Here is a 19,019-nt window from a genome sequence, read left to right on the forward strand (position 1 = left end):
TCGGCCCCGTGGCAGACTGGCCCATATGACCTGCGCGACCGCCGCGAAGTATCCGATTCGGCTAACGGCCGGATATCGTGATCGCGGACTTTGTACCTGAGCGCGCTGCCTGGGGGGAGGATTGCAAGACCTACCAGGTTTGTTTTGCACGGTGAAAGAACCGATCGGTAACGAGCTCGGCTCACCGGCCGATCCATGTTCTGACACGAGGAGATGAATGATGAGCACCCCCGCCACGACGACCGGGTCCGATTCGGCTCTGCCCCACACCGAGGCCGAGATCGACAAGCTCCGCAAGGAGATCGACCAGCTCGACGCGGAAATTCTGGCCGCCATCAAGCGCCGCACCGAGGTCTCGCGGATCATCGGCCGCACGCGTATGGCCTCCGGCGGCCCCCGCCTCGTACACAGTCGTGAGATGAAGGTGCTCGAGCGCTTCAGCGAACTCGGCCAGGAGGGCCACACCCTCGCCATGCTGCTGCTGCGCCTCGGTCGCGGCCGACTGGGCCACTGACCGTCTCCGGCCGCCACTAGCGGACCGATCGAACCACGCGACGTTCGCAAGATCGCCGCCTTCCACAAGGCCGCCCCGGGTGTATTTCACCCCGGGGCGGTCGTTTCATGTCTGCGGGTCAGGTCAGGGCGATGTACTTCGTGGACAAGTACTCCTCGATGCCCTCGATACCGCCTTCGCGGCCGAAGCCCGAGGCCTTGACGCCGCCGAAAGGTGCTGCGGGATCGGAAATTACGCCGCGGTTGATGCCGACCATGCCGGATTCGAGGCCCTCGGCGATGCGCAGGGCGCGGTCGAGATCGCGGGTGTAGACGTAGCTCACCAGGCCGAATTCGGTGTTATTGGCGGCGGCGAGACCCTCTTCCTCGGTTTCGAAGCCGACGATGGGGGCGACGGGGCCGAAGACCTCCTCGCGCAGGATCCGAGCATTCGCGGGGACCTCGCTGAGGATGGTCGCGGGATAGAACCAGCCGGGGCCGCCGGGAGCCTTGCCGCCGAGGCGGACCTGCGCACCGACTGCCACCGCGTCATCGACCAGTTCGCTGACGGTATCGAGCTGCTCCTCGTTGATGAGCGGGCCGAGCGTGGTGTTCGGATCGGTACCTGGTCCGAGGGTGACCGTATTCGACATCGCCTCGACGAGTTTGGTGGTGAACTCCTCGAGCACGCCGTTCTGCACGTGGAAGCGGTTGGCCGCGGTACACGCCTCACCGCCGTTGCGCAGTTTGGCCAGCATCGCGCCCTGTACGGCGGCGTCGATATCGGCATCGTCGAAGACCACGAACGGTGCGTTGCCGCCGAGCTCCATCGAGGTGCGCAGCAGTCCGTTCGCCGACTTCTCCACCAGCTTCTTGCCGACCTCGGTGGATCCGGTGAAGGTGAGTTTGCGCAGGCGCGGATCGTCGAGCAGCGGCTGGGTGACGGCGCCGGAACGGCTGGAGGTGATCACCGAGAGCACCCCGTCCGGCAGCCCCGCTGCACTGCACAGCTTCGCCAGCGCCAACATGGTCAGCGGTGTAGCCGATGCGGGCTTGACGATCATCGTGCACCCCGCGGCCAGCGCGGGTCCGATCTTCCGGGTGCCCATGGCGAGCGGGAAGTTCCACGGCGTGATGGCCAGACACGGCCCGACCGGCTGTTTGTGCACCATGATCCGCCCGGTACCGGACGGCGCGTGCAGGTAGCGTCCGTGCGCCCGCACCGCCTCCTCGCTGAACCAGCGGAAGAATTCGGCGCCGTAGCGCACCTCGTTGCGGCTTTCCGGCAGCGCTTTGCCCATCTCCAGCGTCATCAGCAGCGCGAATTCCTCGGCGCGCGCGGTCAGCTGATCGAAGACCCGGCGCAGGATCTCGCCGCGCTCCCGCGACGGTGTCGCCGCCCATTCGGCCTGCACCGCGGCGGCCGCGTCGAGCGCCCGCACGGCATCTTCCGGCGTGGCGTCGGCGACCTCGGCCAGCACCTGCCCGTCGGCCGGATTGTGCACGGGGAAGGTGCCGCCCCCGGTGGCGTCGACGGGACCGCCGATCCACAGCTGCGTCGGCACGGATTGGAGTACTTCGCGTTCGGACACCATGCACCCCAGCCTAAGCCGCGCGCTCGCGCATCACCCCCGACTCATCGATCCGAAATTCGCCGACCTATTCGAGCGGGATGCGTCCCGGTCCGAGCGACACGCGAATGATCGCCACGGGGTAGCCGTCAGGACAACATCGGCGAAAGTATGCGGTCCTTCCCTGCGCGCCCGATCGAGTGCTTGTAACCTCGCGGACGTGAGCAGCGACATCACCGCATCGGCGGCCTGGCGGAAACTGCACGAGCACCATGTCGCCGTCGCCGGACGACACCTGCGTGAATTCTTCGCCGAGGATCCCGACCGCGGCCGCGAGCTGATCGTCGGGGTCGGGGACCTGCACATCGACTACAGCAAGCACCGCGTCACCCGGGAAACCCTGCATCTGCTGGTCGAATTGGCGCATGAGGCCGGGGTGGCCGAACGACGCGACGCGATGTACCGCGGCGACCACATCAACACCTCGGAGGACCGCGCGGTCGAACATATCGCGCTGCGCCTGCCCGAGGGCGAGTCGGTCATCGTGGACGGCGCGGATGCGGGTGCCGAGGTGCACGAGGTGCTGCGGCGGATGGGCGAATTCACCGACGCGGTGCGCTCCGGTACATGGCGCGGCGCGACCGGCGAACGCATCAAGACCGTGGTGAATATCGGTATCGGCGGTTCGGATCTCGGCCCGGATATGGTGCACCGCGCGCTGCGGCACTATGCCGATGCCGGAATCGGCGCCCGATTCGTCTCGAATGTCGACCCGGCCGATCTGCTCGCGGAACTCGACGGGCTCGACCCGGCAACCACGCTGTTCATTGTTGCCTCCAAGACGTTTTCGACGCTGGAGACGCTCACCAATGCCACCGCCGCCCGACGCTGGCTGGTCGCCGCGCTCGGCGAGGACGCCGTCGCCAAGCATTTCGTGGCCGTCTCGACGAATGCCGAGCGAGTCGCCGAATTCGGCATCGACACCGCGAATATGTTCGGCTTCTGGGATTGGGTCGGGGGTCGCTATTCGGTGGATTCGGCCATCGGCCTTTCGGTGATGGCGACCATCGGCAAGGAGCGCTTCGCCGAATTCCTGGCCGGAATGCACACCGTCGACCGGCATTTCGCGACCGAGCCGCTGGATCGCAACGGTCCGGTACTGCTCGGCTTGCTCGGCATCTGGTACTCGAACTTCTTCGGCGCGGAATCGCGTGCGGTGCTGCCTTATTCGAACGATCTGTCGCGCTTTCCGGCCTATCTGCAGCAGCTGACCATGGAGTCCAACGGCAAATCGGTGCGCGCCGACGGCACCCCGGTGACCACCTCGACCGGCGAAATCTTCTGGGGCGAACCGGGAACCAACGGCCAGCACGCCTTCTACCAGCTGCTGCACCAGGGCACCCGGCTGATCCCGGCCGATTTCATCGGATTCGCCCAGCCCACCGCCGATCTGCCCACCATCGACGGCACCGGCAGCATGCACGACATCCTGATGAGCAACCTGTTCGCGCAGACCAAGGTGCTCGCCTTCGGCAAGACTGCCGAGGAGATCGCTGATCCTTTCGAGCGACCCGCAAGCGATCGCTACGGTGACGAGGGCACCGACCCGAAAGTGGTGCCGCACAAGGTGATGCCGGGCAATCGGCCGAGCACCACCATCCTCGCGCCGCAGCTCACCCCCTCGGTGGTCGGCCAGTTGATCGCGCTCTACGAACACCAGGTATTCGTCGAGGGCACCATCTGGGGCATCGATAGCTTCGACCAGTGGGGCGTGGAACTCGGTAAGCAGCAGGCGCTCGCGCTCGCCCCCTTGCTGACGTCTCCAGAAGAGCCGCAGCCGCAAGGGGACTCGTCCACCGACGCCCTGATCGGCTGGTACCGCGACAACCGCTGAGCCTCAGCCCAGCGCTTGCGCCGTCTTGATCAGGGCGGCGACGACATCCGGGAAGTCGGCGGTGATCTCCGGACCGATTTCGGGGCCGACGGTATCGGCGGCGTCGCCGATGATCTCGGTCCGATAGACGACGCGGGTCCAGCCCTCGCCCGCCGGCTCCAGACGGTGCTCGGTGACGACGGTGAAATCGCCGCCGTCCATTTCATCGGTGAACAGTTCGCCGGGTTCGATCTCCACCAGGCGCATGCGCACGGTATCGCCGCCGGGGAGCGTCATGGTGAACGAAGTGCCAACCTCGAACGGGCCGTCGATTTCGATCTCGTCGAGCCCTTCGTTCCATTCGGGCCAGGACTCCACATCCGACCAGCACCGCCACAGCGCCTCCGGTGCGACCGCAGTCTCCGCGCTGTATTCGTACTCCCACATCCCGCTTGCTCCCGGCTACCTCGACACGATTTGTCGAGCGAGATCATGTCACCTCCAGCGTGATTCGGCGACGCGGCGCATATCACCCCTCGGCGGCGTAGTAGCGGCCGCCGCGCTGACGCAGAACGAGGTCGGCACCGTGCCGGGTATCGGCGATCAGATCGGCATTGGGTAGATCACTGTCGTACACCTTGATTTTCGCGGCGTCAGGGGTACGGCCGCCGCGAAGGTGGCGGCGCAGCAGGCGTTGTTCGAGCACCTCGCGGGCCACGTCCAGGTACCAGACCTCGTCGAGGAATTCGCGCGCGCCCGACCAGGCACCGTCGGACAGCAGCAGGTAGTTGCCCTCGGTAATGGCGATCTCCTGCCGATCGAAGACGACACCGGCCGGGGTCGGTTCCTCGATGGCGCGGTCGAAGGTCGGCCACGGCACCGGCTCGCCGAGTGGGGTATCGCGTAGGCGCCGCAGGGTTTCCACGAAGGCCGCCGCGTCGAAGGTGTGCGGTTCGCCCTTGTGCTCCAGATTCGCCGTGGCGCGCAGTACGGCGTTGGGCAGGTGGAAGCCATCCATCGGTGCGATCTCGGCGATCCGGGCACCGGCTCGGTTGTTCATATCGTCGCGAATGGCCTTGGAGAGCGTGGATTTACCCGCACCCGGCGGACCGGCGATGCCGAGCACGTACCGTCGGGCGCACCCCGCCGCCCGGATCCGCAGGTGCTCGACCAGCGAGCGCAACGGCATTTCGACGGAAGTCCGTGTCATCGAAATCACAGTACTCAGCATGAGTCGGTCCGCTGCGAATTTGGGCGCGTGGCTATATAGGTCGGCTATCGAAGTCGCTGGCGGACTTCGGTGGCGAGGTCGGCGGCGGCGTCGCGCAGTGCCTCGATGAAGATCTGTCTCGGGGAGTCGCCTCTTCGATAGACGACGCACGTCGTGCGAACCGCTGCGGGATGGTCGATGCGGACCAGCGCGATGCCCGACGGCAGGACCGGCACCGCGATTCCGGGTACGACGGTGCTGCCCATACCCGCCGCGACCAGCCCGAGCTTGGCGAACCAGTCACGGGCGACAAAGGCGATCTCCGGTTCCCAGGTGGCGTCGCGCCATGCGCCGAGCAGGGTGCTGCTCACCTCGGTGCTGCCCGCGATCCAGCGTTCCCCGCGCAGCTGCGCCGGCGCGACGCTGGCGTGGCCTGCGAGCGCATGGTCCGGTGGGACCGCGATGAGCAGCGGGTCGTCCAGGAGTGGCTCGATCTCGGTATCCGCGGGCAGATTTCGTGTCTCGGTCACCACCGCCAGATCCAGCCGCCCGCGCGCGACGGCGGATACCAACCGTGGACTGGTTCCTTCGCGTAGCGGTACTCGCGCGAGTCGCGGCGCGGTGGCGGCGATGGCCCTCGGCACCAGTGCGGCCATGGCGGTCGAGAATGCGCCGACGCGGAGTGTGGCGGGCGGGCGCGCGGTCAGTTCGTCGAGTTCTTGCCGCGCGGAACCGAGTCCACCGAGCACCGTTTCGGCATGGCGCAGCACGATCCGGCCCGCATCGGTGGTCTGCACGCCGCGCGCATGCCGTTCGAACAATGCCCGGCCCGCCGCCTGCTCCATCAGGGCGATCTGCCGGGATACCGCCGACTGCGTGTAGCCCAGATTCTCCGCTGCGGTCGAGAACGACCCGCTCCGTGCGGCCTCCCGGACCACTCGCAATCCTACGATCGTGAACTCACCCATGCTGTCTACTCATACCAAGTATGCGAGAGTCTCGCTTGTCGCATATCTCGGCGCTCCCTAGCGTCGAATGTATGAGTGCAGCAGCGAACAAGAAACTGATCGAGGACATCTTCGACCAGATGTCCCAGGGCAATACCCGTGCGATGGGCGAGGCCATGGCCGAGGACTTCCGGTGGATCTTTCCGGGGAACTGGTCGTGGTCGCGCACCTGGGAACCGAAAACGGTTGTGCTGAACGAACTTCTGCGGCCGCTGATGACTCAGTTCACCGAGTACCGCAGCGCGGCCGAGTTCGTGCTTGCCGAAGACGACCGCGTCGTCGCCCAGGTCCGCGGCCACGGCATCACCACCGGCGGCGAGCCTTACGAACAGACCTACTGTTTCATTTTCCGGATCGCACGTGGTCAGCTCACCGAGGTGATCGAGCATTGCGATACGGCACTGGTCGAGCGGGTGCTACAGCGCGTTGGCTAGTTCGGGCGGGTGCCGCGGTAGAAGGTGACGCGACCAAGGCGACGGTGGCGCTGGGAAGCGACCACGGTGCAGTCGAAGCCGACGGTGCGCAGGAGTTGGGGGATGCCGTCGCCGAGGTTGTCGTGGGCATGATGGTTGTGCAGCAGCAGCCGGGCCATCAGGCCGTCGTCCGGGGTCACCTCGCCGCCGATATCGAGGATGTGCAGGTTACCGCCGGGGCGCAGGACGCGCAGCGCCTCGGCCAGTGCTGCGGTTTTGATGTCGGTCTCGAGGTGATGCAGCATCATCGATGACAGGACCCGGTCGAATTCTTTATCCGGATAGGGCAGTTCCTGGGCGTAGGCGCGTTCGAAACGGATTCCGTTCAGGCCGTTCGCCTTTCGCTCGGCGCGGGCGAGTGCGAGCGGGTCGGGATCGGAGCCGATCACCTCCGCCGCAGGTTGGGTTCTTTTGGCCTTCAGGGTGAGATTGCCGGTGCCACAGCCGATTTCCAGTACCTGATGACCGGGTGTGAGTTCGGCCTGCGCGACGAGGGCTTCGTGGAGTTTGTACATGCCGAGCAGGCGGGTGAGCAGATCGTAGGTGGGCAGCAGTGCGTCGCGACCCGCTGCGGGCAGGTAGTCGTGCCGGTTGCCCATGGCTTTGAGTACCGAATGTGGATGATCTTTGGTCATGATTCTCATGGTGCTCGCAGATCCAGCTTGATAATTGGGCGATTATCGGCCGAATTTGGACTATTTTCGGTGTCATGACCGAGGCTACCCGGGTGGTGCGGCACCGCCGTGGTGTACCGGTGTACGACTACCGGAGTGATCAGGTCACGCCGCCGGTGTCGCTGCTGCGCTTCGATCGTCATGCCGAGCTCGGCCACCGCCCGCATATTCACGACTTTCCGGTATTGCTCTACGTCCGGTCCGTCGGTGTGGTGTACGTCGTCGCGGCAGGTCAGGTGATCGAGGCGGCCCCGCCGCACGAGTTCGAAGGCGCGGTCGGGGTGTTCTTCGATCCCGCGGCGCTCGGCGATGCCGGACGTGCGCCCTGGCCCGCGTGGCGGGCGCATCCGTTGCTGTTTCCATTCCTGCACGAGCATTCGGGCGGGGTGCTGGAGTTGGCGGTTCCGATGGAACGAAGACCGTTGTGGGACAGTGCGATTGCCGCCATCGATACCGAGCTGGCACAGCGGCAGGAGGGATATCGGCAGGCGGCATCGGCACATCTGACACTGCTGCTGATCGAACTCGCACGGTTGGCCGCCGATGTGGTGGGCGATCTGCGGCGCAGCGGCGAACCGCTGCTCGCCGAGGTGTTCGATGTGATCGACCAGCGGCACACCGCACCGCTGTCGCTGCGCGATGTGGCGGATGCGGTCGGCATGACGCCGGGGCATCTCACCACCGTGGTGCGCCGACGCACCGGGCGCACGGTGCAGGCGTGGATCACCGAGCGGCGGATGACCGAGGCCCGCCGGTTGTTGGCCGAAACGGATCTGCCGGTCGGTGAGGTTGCCCGGCGGGTCGGGATTCCGGACGCGGGCTACTTCACGCGCTTGTTCCGGCGCAACAACGATCTTTCACCTCGGCAATGGCGCGCCCAGCCTGCTTCCCTCGCGCGCTGACGCGAGCGACCCGGGTCAGGTGAGGGCGCGGGCGATGATGTCGGTGGTGTTCACGCCGGTGGGGAGGGTGCCGAAGGCGATGGCCCAGTCGTCGCCGAGGCGGGTGGCGCAGAAGGCGTCGGCGACTGCGGGGTGGCCGTGGCGGACGAGTTGCGCGCCCTGTAGGACCAGGGCCATGAGTTCGACGATGCGGCGGGCGCGGTATTCGATTTCGTCGAGGTCGGACAGTTCCTTGCCGAGGCGGCCGATGGCATCGTCGAGGCGGGGGTCGGCACCGGCGGCGAGGGAGACTTCGTTGAAGAAGGCCTCCACGGTTTCGGGCTGACGGCCCATGGCGCGCAAGGCGTCCAGCGCCGCGACATTGCCGGAGCCTTCCCAGATCGACATGAGCGGGGCCTCGCGGTACAGCCGGGGCATACCGGATTCCTCGGCATAACCATTGCCGCCGAAGCATTCCAGAGCCTCGGCCGCATGCGCGGGAGCACGCTTGCAGACCCAATACTTGGTGACCGCCAAGGCGATTCGGCGCAGCGCGGCCTCGGCGGGATCGGTCCCCGCGCGGTCGGTCGCACCGGCCAGGCGCATCATGACCGTGGTGGCGGCGTCGGATTCGATCACCAGGTCGGCGAGCACATTGCGCATCGCGGGTTGGTCGATCAGCTTGGCCCCGAACGCTTCTCGGTGCCGCGCGTGGTGCGCTGCGTAGACGGCGCCGACGCGCATGCCGGTGGCGGAGCCGATGACGCAGTCCAGGCGGGTCATATTGACCATTTCGATGATGGTCTTGACGCCGGCACCCTCCGCGCCGACCAGCCAGCCGGTGGCGTTCTCGTATTCGATCTCCGAGGAGGCGTTCGACTTGTTGCCGAGCTTGTCCTTGAGGCGTTGGATCCGAATGGGATTGCGGGTGTCGTCCGGGAGGACGCGCGGCAGCAGGAAGCAGGACAGACCGCCTGGCGCCTGGGCCAGGGTGAGGAACATATCCGACATGGGCGCCGAGGTGAACCACTTGTGGCCGACGATGCGGTAACTGCCATCGGGCTGCGGTGTGGCGGTGGTGGTGTTGGCGCGGACGTCGGAGCCGCCCTGCTTCTCGGTCATCGACATGCCCGCGATGAGACCGGCCTTGGTCGACGGTTCCCGCAGACCGAAATCGTAAGTACGGGAACCGAGTAGCGGTTCGTACTTGGCCGCGAGTTCCGGATTGTGGCGCAACGCGGGCACGACGGCGTAGGTCATCGAGATCGGACACATATGCCCGGCATCCGCGACACCCCAGGTGTAGAACTTGGCCGCGCGGGCGGTATGGGTGCCCGGCCGGTCGTCGAGCCAGGGTGAGCCGTGGAGTCCGTGCGCGACAGCGACTTTCATCAACTCGTGCCAGTACGGATGGAATTCGACCTCATCGATGCGGTTGCCGTAGCGGTCGTGGGTATGCAGGACGGGCGGGTATTCGTTGGCGAGGCGGCCCCACTCCTGCGCTTCGAATCCGCCTGCGAGCCTGCCGAGTTCGCGCACTTCGGGTTCAGCCCAGCCGGCGCCTTCGCGGTGCAGTCCCTCGAGCAGGGCCGGGTTCTGCGCGACATCGAAGGGCACGATATCGGGAACCTGGTTGAAGACTTCATGCGTCGGCATCGGACACTCCTGAGTCGGATTCATCGCGCACACCAAGTGCGCGTAACGCGAAACTGATGAGTTCGGGCACAACGGATTCGCTGTGCGGGGCATCGGCCAGCGGGCCGACCAAGACCTCGCCGATCGCGCCGACGAGCGCGGCCGCGCTGGTCTTGGCATCCTGCGCGGGCAATTCACCACGCGAAACCCCTTCCGCGACAGCGGATTCGAAGGCTTCGGCGAAGGCACGGCGGAAGCGCAGACGCTCGGCATCGACCACGGTATCGACGGGTTCGACGAGCAGGACGTAGGCGAGTTTCGGATTCTTCAGCGCCCGGCCAGCGAAGGTTTCCACCGCCGCGGTCACCCGCTCGACGGCCGTTCCCGAGGCGCTTGCGGTTACCACTGCGGCCACTTCGTGCGCGACCACCTTCCGGAATACCGCGCTCACCAGGTCGGCCTTACCGCTGAAGTTCTTGTAGACCGTTCCGGTGGCCACGCCCGCCTCGGCGGCGACGGCCGCCATGGACAGTCCGGCATAGCCCGCGCGGGACAGCACCTTGGTCGCCGCCTGCACGATCAGGCCCGCCTGGGCATCGAGGCGGGCCTGCACGGCAGGAGTTCTGCGGTAGGCCATACAAGAAGTGAACCACAAATTCATTTCTTCACACAAGGTATTTCTGACGGCGTATGGTCGTGCTCGTGACTGTGCGAATCGAACGCAACGGGCCCGTGACCACCGTGATCCTGCACCGCCCCGAGGCACGCAATGCCGTCGACGGTCCGACCGCCGCGGCCCTGGTCGACGCATTCCGCGAATTCGATGCCGATCCGGATGCGGCGGCCGCCGTGCTGTGGGGTGATGGCGGCACCTTCTGCGCGGGCGCGGATCTGAAGGCGCTCGGCACCGAGCGCTCCAATCGGGTCACCGAGGACGGTGACGGTCCGATGGGACCGACCCGAATGCGGCTGTCCAAACCGGTGATCGCCGCGGTCTCCGGATACGCGGTGGCAGGCGGGCTCGAGCTTGCCCTGTGGTGCGATATGCGAGTTGCCGAGCAGGACAGCACCTTTGGCGTGTTCTGTCGCCGCTGGGGTGTACCGCTCATCGATGGCGGCACGATTCGGTTGCCCCGCATTATCGGCACCGGGCGCGCGATGGACATGGTGCTCACCGGGCGCGCCGTCGCCGCCACGGAGGCATTGCAGATCGGGCTGATCAATCGCGTGGTGCCGAATGGCGAATCCCGCAGCGCCGCCGAACAACTCGCCGCCGAACTGGCCGCACTGCCGCAGACCTGCCTGCGCTCGGACCGCATGTCGCTGCTGGAGCAGGACGGTATGGACGAGGAGACAGCGCTGCTCAATGAATACCGACACGGCCTGAAGGCCCTGGCCGACGGAGCCTTGGACGGCGCGCAACGGTTCGCCGCCGGTGCGGGCCGTCACGGTGCGCGTACCTGACAATGGCTGCTGCCCAACGCTCGAGCGTCGTCGACGAGATCTTCCTGCGCACACATCGCGGGCTCGGGACCCCGATCGCGCTCCAGGGTTTGTGGCGCACGGCCGATCGCGTCGATCCTGAGTTACTGCGGCAGGTGCACGCGGCACTGCGCGTTGGACCATTGGGGCGCAGAGTGATTCGGCCTTCGGTCCCCGGTGCGCGTCGCAGTTGGCGGGCGAACACTCGGGCGTATCCGCTCGAGTTCACCGACGGCACTATCGCTACCGGGGCCCTGCTCGAGTGGGCCGATGAGCGGGGCTCGAACCTCGATCCCGAATACGGCCCGGGTTGGCGCTTGTCGACCGCCGCCTTGGAGGACGGCGGATCGATTGTGTCGCTGACCTGTTCGCATGCGCTCGCCGACGGAAGAGCGCTGGTGCTCGCGGTAGATGATGCGCTGGGCGGCCCGAGCCTGACCACTTCGTCGGTGCAGGCGATGCGTTCCCCGGATACCGGGTCAGGCACGAGGTCGGCACCGTCGACGATTGCAGGGGAACCAGACCGGTCCGAAGCGCGAGTAAATGCCGCGCTGGGCCGGGAAACCCGAGCTCCGGCATCGGATTGGTCCGATGCTTGGCGGCAGTGGGCGATCGTTGTGCGCGGTACTTTCCGCGCACTCCGTCACGGGATTCCCGCACGTCCCACCCGGACGGCATCGACTCGCGCAGGCGGGTTATCGGCCCGTGAACGCGGGTCGATCGCTGGCGGCGTAGGGGTCGACCGCGCGCCGACCCCCGGCGTCGTACTGCAGTGTCCCGCAGCCGACTGGGAGTCGGCGGCTGCGGCGCACGGTGGTACGGCCAACAGCTTGTTCATCGCCCTGATTGCGAAGATGTTGTGGGCCAGTGGATTTCCTGGTGCGACGATCGATGCCAGCCTTCCGGTCGACACCCGCGACGAGCCGCGCGTCGACAATGACCTCGCGATGACCGAGATCACCATCGAGCGCAGCGATACTCCGGCCACCATTCGTGAGAAAGCCCGAATCGCCTACGAGCGGCGCATGTCCAGCCCCGGCGGGATGCCGGAGGAACTGCTGCAGGTGATTCCGGATCGCTGGGCCTACGCCTTGTCCAAGGGTGCCGGTGAACGAGACATCCTGTGCTCCAACATCGGTACGCTTCCCGATTCCCTGCGCACCCTCGGCCCACACCGCTGCACCGGCGTCGCCGCCCGCGCCATCCACCCCGGCCTCACCGCGGACCGCCTCCCCCGCACCCGGCTATCCGGCTATCTCAGCCGCATCGCGGATACCTACACCCTCGCGGTCGTCAGCCTCGACCCCGCCCACATCGACACCCCCGAAGCCCTTCGCGCCTCGGCACACGAATCCGCAACCCTCCTCGGCCTACCGATCACCCTCTGGTGACCGCCCGAGCCCGCCGCCGGAGTTGCCCGCGCTGCCAACCCGGCTTCCTGATGCGGCGGGCGACGGTGGGTAGTCCTCGACGGTCATCGAGTTGTAGAGGCGCGCGCTCTTGGTGGTGAGGCGGACGAAGGCGCGACTGGGCCCCGCGGGCAGGGCGGAAATCAGGCGGCTGCCCTGGACCAGTCCCGACACGCCGAGGCGCGAGGTGGGGATCAGGGTCTTCGCCGCGCTCAGTGCGACCGCGTGGCTGCCGCGTACGTGCTGCGCCATCGCGCGCTCGTAGGCGGGAAAGGCGCGCTCGTGGTCGCCGCCCGCCCGCGCCAGCTCCCCGGCGAGGACATATGCGCCGACGACGGCCAGGCTGGTGCTGCCGCCGACGGCCGGGCCGGGGCAGTAGCCCGCGTCGCCGACGAGCGTGACCCGCCCCCGTGACCAGGTGTCCATGCGGAGCTGGGTGATCGAGTCGAAGTAGAACGCCGGGGTGCGGTCGAGCTCGTCGAGCCAGCGGTCCACGTCGGCGTGCATGCCGCCGAACGCATTGCGCAGCAAGTCCTTCTGCCGGGGCACGTCATGGTGGTGGTAGTCGAGCTCGCGCTCGCTCCGGAACAGGAACAAGGCCCGCGCGTCACCGAGGTGCCGCGCGCCGTACATGCCGGCAGTGCGGCCGACGCCGACGTGGATGCGGACCTCGCCGTCGAGATCGAAGCCGTTGGGCAGGGTCAGCACCCCTAGGTACGCCCCGATGAAGGCGCTGAAGCGGGACTCGTCGCCGAAGACGAGGCGGCGCACGTTCGAGTGCAGCCCGTCCGCGCCGACGATGAGGTCGAAGCGGCGCGGCGCGGCGTTCTCGAACCGCACCTCGCCGTCGGGTGAGATCGCGGTGATCGAGTCGCCGAATACGTACTCGACATCGTCGCGCGTCGCGTCGTAGTAGATCTCGCCGAGGTCGTCACGCATGATCTCGGCGTGCCGGTCGGAGGTGGCGCCGAAGATCTTGGAGAGGTCCACCCGGACGGGACGCCGTGCTCCCTCCCGGTAGAGGGTCATCCGCTTCGTGCCGGTGGCCCGCTCCTCGACGCGTCGGAGCACGCCCATCTTCTCCGAGATGTCCATCGCGGGCTGGAACAAGTCGACCGCGTGCCCGCCCGTCTTGCGTAGCACGGGGGCCCGTTCCACGACGGTGACCTCGAAGCCGTATCTCGTGAGCCAGTAGGCCAGCACCGGACCGGCGACGCTGGCGCCGGAGACGAGAATCCGCATTAGCAGTCTCCTTACTTAACGATAAGTAAGCGTAGCACGGTAACTTACCTATCGTTAAGTAAGATAGGCTGGCGACATGCCTCGCCCCTCCGACACCAAGCAGCGGATCCAAGAGGTCGCGCGCGAGCTCTTCGCACAGCAGGGTGTGCATCGGACCGGCCTGCAGGAGATCGCCGACCGGCTGGGCATCACCAAACCGGCGCTCTACTACCACTTCTCCTCACGCGAGGAACTGGTCCGCAGCATCGTGCAGCCGATCATCGACGAGGAAGAGGCGTTCCTCGAGGGGCAGGAGGCGCTGAGCGAGGTCGAGCCCCGCGCCCTGCTGGAGGGCTACTTCGACTTCCACTACCGCCACCGCAAAGACATCGTGCTCATGCTCGCCGAGCTGACCACCCTCGCCGACCTGGGCCTGATCGACCTCGTATTGGCCTGGCGTGGGCGGCTGGTGAAGCTGCTGTGCGGCGCCGAACCCACACTGGAGCAGGCCACCCGGGCCGTGATCGCCTTCGGCGGACTCCAGGACTGCACGATTCAGTTCGCCGACGTGCCGAAGGACGAGCTCCGCCGGGCTGCCGTGGACGGCGCCTGCGCGGCCCTGGGCATGGACCCGCGGCGCGAAGCCTGACTACTGGCCCTCGAGGGCCATATCGGTTCGATCGAGTACGTCCTGCGGTACCTCGATGCCCGGCTCCAGATCGTCCGACGAAATCGGGGCGTCCCAGACCTGACGGAGCGGCAGGACGCCTGCCCAGACGCCGCCGGTTTCGATATCGGCGGCGTCGTCCTTGGGGCCGCCGGTTCGGACCTTCACCGATGCCTCGGTCAGGTCGAGGGCCAGGACCATGGTGGCGGCCATTTCCTTTTTGTTCGGCTGCCGCACGCGATCCCACGCACCTGGCGCGGAGTGTTCGACGATGACCCGCAGCGCGTGCATGCGTTCATCGGGGTCGACGAGTTCGACGGCGCGGCCGCGCACCACGGCCGAGCGGAAGTTGGCGGAGAAGTGCATTGCCGAACGGGCGTAGACGACGCCGTCGACCAAGGTGACGGCGATGGAGATATCGCCGGTCAACGCCGCCCGCAGGTTTCCGGCTCCGGTCGAACCGTGCAGGTACAGCGTGTCGCCGTCGCGGCCGTAGACCGTCGGGAGCACCACCGGACTGCCGCCGAGCAGCACGCCCAGGTGGCAGACCAGGCCCGCGTCGAGGACCGCATCCAGTTCGGCCCGGTCGGTCCGGCCGCGCTCCTTGGAACGTGTCAGGGTGGTACGTGGGGTAGGCGAAAGCGGCGGCCGAGAGTTCGTCATACCTCTAGCGTGGAGCCGAAAGTGGCATTCTGAAATAGCCAATTCATGGAAATTTGAACAGTCCAATTCGGGAGGTGCGCGATGCTGGATGAAATTCCGCTCGTCCTCGACCGCGAGGCTGAGCAGCCGTTATCGGTTCAGGTCGCGGAAGGGCTGCGCGCCGCGGCGAGCAACGGACTCCTGCGCGCGGACGATCGACTCCCCTCGTCGCGAGCGCTGGCCCAGCGCCTCGGCGTGAGCCGCACGGTGGTCGCCGCGGCCTACGACCAACTGCACGCCGAGGGCTGGATCGCGGGCCGCCGGGGCTCGGGCACCTACTTGACCACCGCCCCCGCCGAACCGCCCGCACGATCGAGCACACACAGCACCGCCGAGCACGCGCCGAACCTGCTCGATCTCGGCCCCGGCGCGCCCTGCATCGAGGCCCTCGACCAGGCAGCCTGGCGACGTGCCTGGCGCGCGGCCGCCGACGACTCCCCCGTCATCCGCAAGAATCGCGGCGGCGAACCGGAATACCGCGCGGCGGTCGCCGAACACCTGCTGCGCCACCGCGGCCTCGGTGCGGGCAGCAAGTCCGTGGTGCTCGCGACGGCCGGAACCAGTTCGGCCGTAGGCGAACTCGCGGCCGCCCTGCTGCGGCCCGGCGACGCCATTGCCATGGAAGATCCGGGCTATCAGCGTGCCGCGGGCGCATTCGTCGCGGCCGGAGTCCGGGTACTACCGGTGCCGATCGATGCCGACGGCCTGCGAGTCGATCGACTACCCAACGGCATCAAGGCCGTGTATTGCACTCCAGCACACCAATTTCCACTGGGCACTCGCATGCAGGCGGCGCGACGTGTACAACTCGTCGAATTCGCCAGGCGTGCCGGCCTACTCATCATCGAGGACGATTACGACGGCGAATTGCGTTACGACACCGCCCCTTTGCCGCTGCTGGCCGCGATGGCTCCGGACGTCGTCATCCATCTCGGCACCACGAGCAAGATCCTCTCGCCGACCTTGGGTATCGGCTGGCTCGTCGCCGCCCCCGATATCACCGAAGCCGTTGTCGCGCACCGCGAACGAACCGGTACGGGCCCGAGCCCCGCCGGCCAGGGAGTGCTCACCGCATTCGCCGACCACGGCGATCTCGCCAGACACCTGCGCCGACTGCGCCGCGCGGTGCCCCCGCGCCGAGGCCTGGTCGTGGACGAACTGCGCCGCCGCGGACTCGAAGTACTCGGCGACGATGCCGGTTCACACGTGGTGGTGCCACTGGATTCGGCCGAAGCCGAACAGCGTGCCGTGGCAGTGGGCCGAACGCGTGGCGTGGCGCTCGACGGACTGTCCCGCCATCACCTTGTGGCACAACAACATCCACTCGCGGCGGCAGTTGGTCCGCATACCTTCGGCATCGCCCTCGGCTACACCGCACTGAGCTGGACCGAGCTGCGTACCGCGATTCCGATTGCCGGAGAATGCCTTACGCAGCCATAGCGCCTTGCCCCAATGTCGCATACCTGGCCATCCGGTCATGGGCCCTCCCCGGCTCCGACGACGAGCCCTACGCCGGACTGCGCCCGCTCGCATCTGCCACTGGATCCGCTGGCAACCCAGCTCTTGGGAAGGGCATCGGCAGAAGGGTGCGCGGCGCCGAGAGGATCGCCGCCTGCGCCGGCGCGTGCTGGTGCACTGCGCGGCGGGCAAGGAACGCACCAGGTGGACAGCTCTGCCACGATGTCGGCATGCCTGTGGGCTGCCAGGTACGCGGGCGTCGGTTGGAAGCCAGCGCCCAGCAGGAACTGGCTGGGCGCTCGAGGTCCCTGCTGCGCGCGGCTACTTTCCCCGTAGTCGTCGCGCTATCCGTCTCCGTCGATCGCAAGCACGCTGCCGTCGAATGGACGCCCGCACCGGAGGCGTTCCGACGGCGAGTTCGACCGCGCGTAATCCCGCGAGAACAAGGCATCAGGCCCGGTCCGCACCGTTCGGATCGGGCCTTTTATCGTGCCCGCGGACCCAGCCGCTCCGGAGCCCGGCGGCCCGGGGCCGATTCCCGAAGGGCCGTCACGGCGCCAACGCGGTCGTAGCATGGTCCCCATGACCGAACAGGACATACTGGCGCGTATCAAGAACTTGGTCGATCGCGAGCATGATTTGCGATCCAAGGCGACGGCCGGTGCGGTCGATCCGGTAACCGAGCGGCAGCAGCTCGCCGCACTCGAAGTAATGCTCGATCAGGCCTGGGATCTGCTTCGGCAACGCCGGGCGCGCATCGACGCCGGGGCCACGCCTGAGGATGCGCAGGAGAACCCGGCCCGTCAGGTCGAGGGTTATCTACAGTGACCTCCGATTCCACCGCCGAATACGACGTCATCGTGATCGGTGGTGGGCCTGCGGGCGAGAACGCCGCCGCCTATGCCATCGCGGACAGCGAGCGAACCGCCGTGATCGTGGAACGGGAACTGGTCGGCGGTGAATGTTCGTATTGGGCATGCATGCCGAGTAAGGCGCTGCTGCGACCGGCCCATGTGCTGTCCGGCGCGAAGGCGATGGCCGGAATCACCGCGAGCGGGCTCGATGTCGACGCGGTCTTGAAGCGGCGCGACGCCTTCACACATAAGCACGACGACAGCTCGCAGGTCGACTGGGCCAACGACAATCGCATCGAGGTGGTCCGCGGGACCGGACGGCTCGCGGGCGAGCGACTCGTCGAGGTCGGCGACCGACAGCTGCGGGCACGTCACGCGGTGGTGCTGGCCACCGGCACCAAGGCCGCGGTTCCCGATGTACCCGGATTGCGCGATGCGCTGCCGTGGATTTCCCGGGATGTGACCAATCTGCACGAGGTTCCGCGCCGGGTGGTGATCATCGGCGGCGGTGTTGTCGCGTGTGAGGCGGCTACCTGGCTCGCCGCGCTCGGCGCGAGTGAGATCACCATGCTGGTCCGCGGCAATGCGTTGTTGGGCAATGCCGAACCGTTCGCGGGGGAACGTGTGGCCGCGGCGCTGTCCGACGCCGGTGTTCGGGTTCTATTCGGCACCCGGCCCACTCGGGTGGTGCGCGCCGATGCGAAGGATTCTGGCGAGGGCTGGATTCATGGCGGTGTGGTGACCGTCCAGATCGGCGACAGCGAAGTCGAGGCCGACGAGATCGTGGTCGCCGCCGGGCGCGGACCGGCGACGGCGGAACTCGGCCTGGGCTCGATCGGGCTGGCGGATGGCTATGTCGAGGTGGACGACCGGTTGACGGTGCGCGGCATCGACGGCGACTGGCTGTATGCGGTCGGCGATGTGAATCACCGTGCGGCGCTTACACATATGGGCAAGTACCACGCCCGGGTGTGCGGTGATGTCATTGCCGCGCGGGCCGAGGGGCGCGCGCTGGCGGATGCGCGATACGCGGCGACGGCCGATCACGGGCAGGTGCCGCAGGTGGTGTTCACCGCGCCGGAAGTCGCGTCCGTCGGGCAGACCGAGGCGGCGGCGCGTAAAGCGGGCTATGCGGTGGAAACCGTGGAGCTCGATATCGCGGTCGCCGGATCGGCGCTGGCCCGCGACGATTACGCGGGGCGGGCGAAGATCGTCATCGATACCGCGACCGACACGCTGCTCGGGGCCACTTTTGTCGGACCGGAGGTCGGTGAGTTGATCCACGCGGCGACCGTTGCCGTGGTCGGCAAGGTGCCGCTGGCGACGCTGTGGCACGCAGTGCCAGCCTATCCGACGGTGAGCGAGCTCTGGTTGCGTCTGTTGGAGGCCCGCCGCTCGTAGTTACCATCG

At 67.2% G+C, this 19,019-nt stretch carries 19 protein-coding genes; 10 read left to right on the forward strand and 9 right to left on the reverse strand.

Features of this window, described 5'->3' with window-relative positions:
* The first annotated feature begins 220 nt into the window (after positions 1–220).
* Positions 221–514 (forward strand): chorismate mutase, encoded by a 294-nt coding sequence (locus tag ON44_RS28405; protein WP_040695556.1) that lies wholly within the window; start codon positions 221–223, stop codon positions 512–514.
* A 118-nt stretch (positions 515–632) separates the two neighbouring features.
* On the opposite strand, the gene ON44_RS28410 is transcribed toward ON44_RS28405, so the two are convergent.
* Positions 633–2,087 (reverse strand): NAD-dependent succinate-semialdehyde dehydrogenase, encoded by a 1,455-nt coding sequence (locus ON44_RS28410; protein WP_040695456.1) that lies wholly within the window; start codon positions 2,085–2,087, stop codon positions 633–635.
* Between the two features lie 196 nt (positions 2,088–2,283).
* On the opposite strand from ON44_RS28410, the gene pgi reads away from it, so the two are divergent.
* A complete protein-coding gene (gene pgi / locus ON44_RS28415; protein ID WP_040695457.1) occupies positions 2,284–3,957 on the forward strand; it encodes a glucose-6-phosphate isomerase in 1,674 nt (557 codons plus the stop codon).
* Between the two features lie 3 nt (positions 3,958–3,960).
* Here the strand turns inward: pgi and ON44_RS28420 are convergent, their stop codons facing one another.
* From ON44_RS28420 to ON44_RS28430, 3 genes are all read right to left on the reverse strand, one after another.
* Positions 3,961–4,383 (reverse strand): SRPBCC family protein, encoded by a 423-nt coding sequence (locus tag ON44_RS28420; RefSeq protein ID WP_040695459.1) that lies wholly within the window; start codon positions 4,381–4,383, stop codon positions 3,961–3,963.
* An 82-nt stretch (positions 4,384–4,465) separates the two neighbouring features.
* Positions 4,466–5,146: a nucleoside/nucleotide kinase family protein gene (locus ON44_RS28425; RefSeq protein ID WP_040695557.1), complete on the reverse strand. Its 681-nt coding sequence runs from the start codon at positions 5,144–5,146 to the stop codon at positions 4,466–4,468.
* A gap of 65 nt (positions 5,147–5,211) precedes the next feature.
* Positions 5,212–6,114: a LysR family transcriptional regulator gene (locus ON44_RS28430; RefSeq protein WP_040695461.1), complete on the reverse strand. Its 903-nt coding sequence runs from the start codon at positions 6,112–6,114 to the stop codon at positions 5,212–5,214.
* A 71-nt stretch (positions 6,115–6,185) separates the two neighbouring features.
* Between ON44_RS28430 and ON44_RS28435 the strand changes: the two genes are divergently transcribed.
* Positions 6,186–6,587, forward strand: coding sequence for a nuclear transport factor 2 family protein (locus tag ON44_RS28435; RefSeq protein ID WP_040695463.1), 402 nt, complete (start codon positions 6,186–6,188; stop codon positions 6,585–6,587).
* On the opposite strand, the gene ON44_RS28440 is transcribed toward ON44_RS28435, so the two are convergent.
* Positions 6,584–7,261 carry a class I SAM-dependent methyltransferase gene (locus ON44_RS28440; RefSeq protein ID WP_040695558.1) on the reverse strand — a complete coding sequence of 226 codons (678 nt, stop codon included), beginning with the start codon at positions 7,259–7,261 and terminating at the stop codon, positions 6,584–6,586. The genes ON44_RS28435 and ON44_RS28440 overlap by 4 nt on opposite strands.
* 74 nt (positions 7,262–7,335) lie before the next feature.
* On the opposite strand from ON44_RS28440, the gene ON44_RS28445 reads away from it, so the two are divergent.
* A complete protein-coding gene (locus tag ON44_RS28445; RefSeq protein ID WP_040695465.1) occupies positions 7,336–8,202 on the forward strand; it encodes a helix-turn-helix transcriptional regulator in 867 nt (288 codons plus the stop codon).
* 15 nt (positions 8,203–8,217) lie between these two features.
* On the opposite strand, the gene ON44_RS28450 is transcribed toward ON44_RS28445, so the two are convergent.
* Positions 8,218–9,837 carry an acyl-CoA dehydrogenase family protein gene (locus ON44_RS28450; protein ID WP_040695466.1) on the reverse strand — a complete coding sequence of 540 codons (1,620 nt, stop codon included), beginning with the start codon at positions 9,835–9,837 and terminating at the stop codon, positions 8,218–8,220.
* On the reverse strand, positions 9,824–10,453 hold the full coding sequence (locus ON44_RS28455; protein ID WP_040695468.1) for a TetR/AcrR family transcriptional regulator: 630 nt from the start codon (positions 10,451–10,453) through the stop codon (positions 9,824–9,826). Before ON44_RS28455 ends, ON44_RS28450 begins: the two co-directional genes overlap by 14 nt.
* A 65-nt stretch (positions 10,454–10,518) precedes the next feature.
* On the opposite strand from ON44_RS28455, the gene ON44_RS28460 reads away from it, so the two are divergent.
* On the forward strand, positions 10,519–11,280 hold the full coding sequence (locus tag ON44_RS28460; RefSeq protein ID WP_174415148.1) for a crotonase/enoyl-CoA hydratase family protein: 762 nt from the start codon (positions 10,519–10,521) through the stop codon (positions 11,278–11,280).
* Between the two features lie 2 nt (positions 11,281–11,282).
* The gene (locus ON44_RS28465) at positions 11,283–12,689 is read left to right on the forward strand and encodes a hypothetical protein (RefSeq protein ID WP_040695470.1); all 1,407 of its coding nucleotides are present in this window, start codon (positions 11,283–11,285) and stop codon (positions 12,687–12,689) included.
* Here ON44_RS28465 and ON44_RS28470 read toward each other — a convergent pair.
* The gene (locus tag ON44_RS28470; protein ID WP_040695471.1) at positions 12,669–13,949 is read right to left on the reverse strand and encodes an FAD-dependent monooxygenase; all 1,281 of its coding nucleotides are present in this window, start codon (positions 13,947–13,949) and stop codon (positions 12,669–12,671) included. The two genes, ON44_RS28465 and ON44_RS28470, sit on opposite strands and share 21 nt — an antisense overlap.
* Positions 13,950–14,025: 76 nt before the next feature.
* Here ON44_RS28470 and ON44_RS28475 point away from each other — a divergent pair, with 76 nt between their 5' ends.
* Positions 14,026–14,577 (forward strand): TetR/AcrR family transcriptional regulator, encoded by a 552-nt coding sequence (locus tag ON44_RS28475; RefSeq protein WP_040695473.1) that lies wholly within the window; start codon positions 14,026–14,028, stop codon positions 14,575–14,577.
* On the opposite strand, the gene ON44_RS28480 is transcribed toward ON44_RS28475, so the two are convergent.
* Positions 14,578–15,258 carry a pyridoxamine 5'-phosphate oxidase family protein gene (locus ON44_RS28480; RefSeq protein ID WP_040695475.1) on the reverse strand — a complete coding sequence of 227 codons (681 nt, stop codon included), beginning with the start codon at positions 15,256–15,258 and terminating at the stop codon, positions 14,578–14,580.
* 81 nt (positions 15,259–15,339) lie between these two features.
* Here ON44_RS28480 and pdxR point away from each other — a divergent pair, with 81 nt between their 5' ends.
* The 3 genes from pdxR to ON44_RS28495 all read left to right on the forward strand — a co-directional run bounded on the left by pdxR (position 15,340) and on the right by ON44_RS28495 (position 19,010).
* Positions 15,340–16,737: a MocR-like pyridoxine biosynthesis transcription factor PdxR gene (gene pdxR, locus ON44_RS28485; RefSeq protein WP_040695476.1), complete on the forward strand. Its 1,398-nt coding sequence runs from the start codon at positions 15,340–15,342 to the stop codon at positions 16,735–16,737.
* 600 nt (positions 16,738–17,337) lie between these two features.
* Positions 17,338–17,583, forward strand: a complete 246-nt coding sequence (locus ON44_RS28490; protein WP_040695478.1) for a DUF2630 family protein — start codon at positions 17,338–17,340, stop codon at positions 17,581–17,583.
* A complete protein-coding gene (locus tag ON44_RS28495; protein WP_040695480.1) occupies positions 17,580–19,010 on the forward strand; it encodes a dihydrolipoyl dehydrogenase family protein in 1,431 nt (476 codons plus the stop codon). The genes ON44_RS28490 and ON44_RS28495 overlap by 4 nt, the downstream gene beginning before the upstream one ends.
* Positions 19,011–19,019 lie beyond the last annotated feature (9 nt).

This window comes from Nocardia vinacea NBRC 16497 (assembly GCF_000308835.1).
In the GTDB taxonomy this organism is placed as follows: Bacteria; Actinomycetota; Actinomycetes; order Mycobacteriales; family Mycobacteriaceae; genus Nocardia; species Nocardia vinacea.

Coding starts and splice junctions, on each gene's coding strand:
- ON44_RS28405 (WP_040695556.1), top strand. CDS start 221: ATGAGCACCCCCGCCACGACGACCGGGTCCGATTCGGCTCTGCCCCAC.
- ON44_RS28410 (WP_040695456.1), bottom strand. CDS start 2,087: ATGGTGTCCGAACGCGAAGTACTCCAATCCGTGCCGACGCAGCTGTGG.
- ON44_RS28420 (WP_040695459.1), bottom strand. CDS start 4,383: ATGTGGGAGTACGAATACAGCGCGGAGACTGCGGTCGCACCGGAGGCG.
- ON44_RS28425 (WP_040695557.1), bottom strand. CDS start 5,146: ATGACACGGACTTCCGTCGAAATGCCGTTGCGCTCGCTGGTCGAGCAC.
- ON44_RS28430 (WP_040695461.1), bottom strand. CDS start 6,114: ATGGGTGAGTTCACGATCGTAGGATTGCGAGTGGTCCGGGAGGCCGCA.
- ON44_RS28435 (WP_040695463.1), top strand. CDS start 6,186: ATGAGTGCAGCAGCGAACAAGAAACTGATCGAGGACATCTTCGACCAG.
- ON44_RS28440 (WP_040695558.1), bottom strand. CDS start 7,261: ATGACCAAAGATCATCCACATTCGGTACTCAAAGCCATGGGCAACCGG.
- ON44_RS28445 (WP_040695465.1), top strand. CDS start 7,336: ATGACCGAGGCTACCCGGGTGGTGCGGCACCGCCGTGGTGTACCGGTG.
- ON44_RS28450 (WP_040695466.1), bottom strand. CDS start 9,837: ATGCCGACGCATGAAGTCTTCAACCAGGTTCCCGATATCGTGCCCTTC.
- ON44_RS28455 (WP_040695468.1), bottom strand. CDS start 10,453: ATGGCCTACCGCAGAACTCCTGCCGTGCAGGCCCGCCTCGATGCCCAG.
- ON44_RS28465 (WP_040695470.1), top strand. CDS start 11,283: ATGGCTGCTGCCCAACGCTCGAGCGTCGTCGACGAGATCTTCCTGCGC.
- ON44_RS28470 (WP_040695471.1), bottom strand. CDS start 13,949: ATGCGGATTCTCGTCTCCGGCGCCAGCGTCGCCGGTCCGGTGCTGGCC.
- ON44_RS28475 (WP_040695473.1), top strand. CDS start 14,026: ATGCCTCGCCCCTCCGACACCAAGCAGCGGATCCAAGAGGTCGCGCGC.
- ON44_RS28480 (WP_040695475.1), bottom strand. CDS start 15,258: ATGACGAACTCTCGGCCGCCGCTTTCGCCTACCCCACGTACCACCCTG.
- pdxR (WP_040695476.1), top strand. CDS start 15,340: ATGCTGGATGAAATTCCGCTCGTCCTCGACCGCGAGGCTGAGCAGCCG.
- ON44_RS28490 (WP_040695478.1), top strand. CDS start 17,338: ATGACCGAACAGGACATACTGGCGCGTATCAAGAACTTGGTCGATCGC.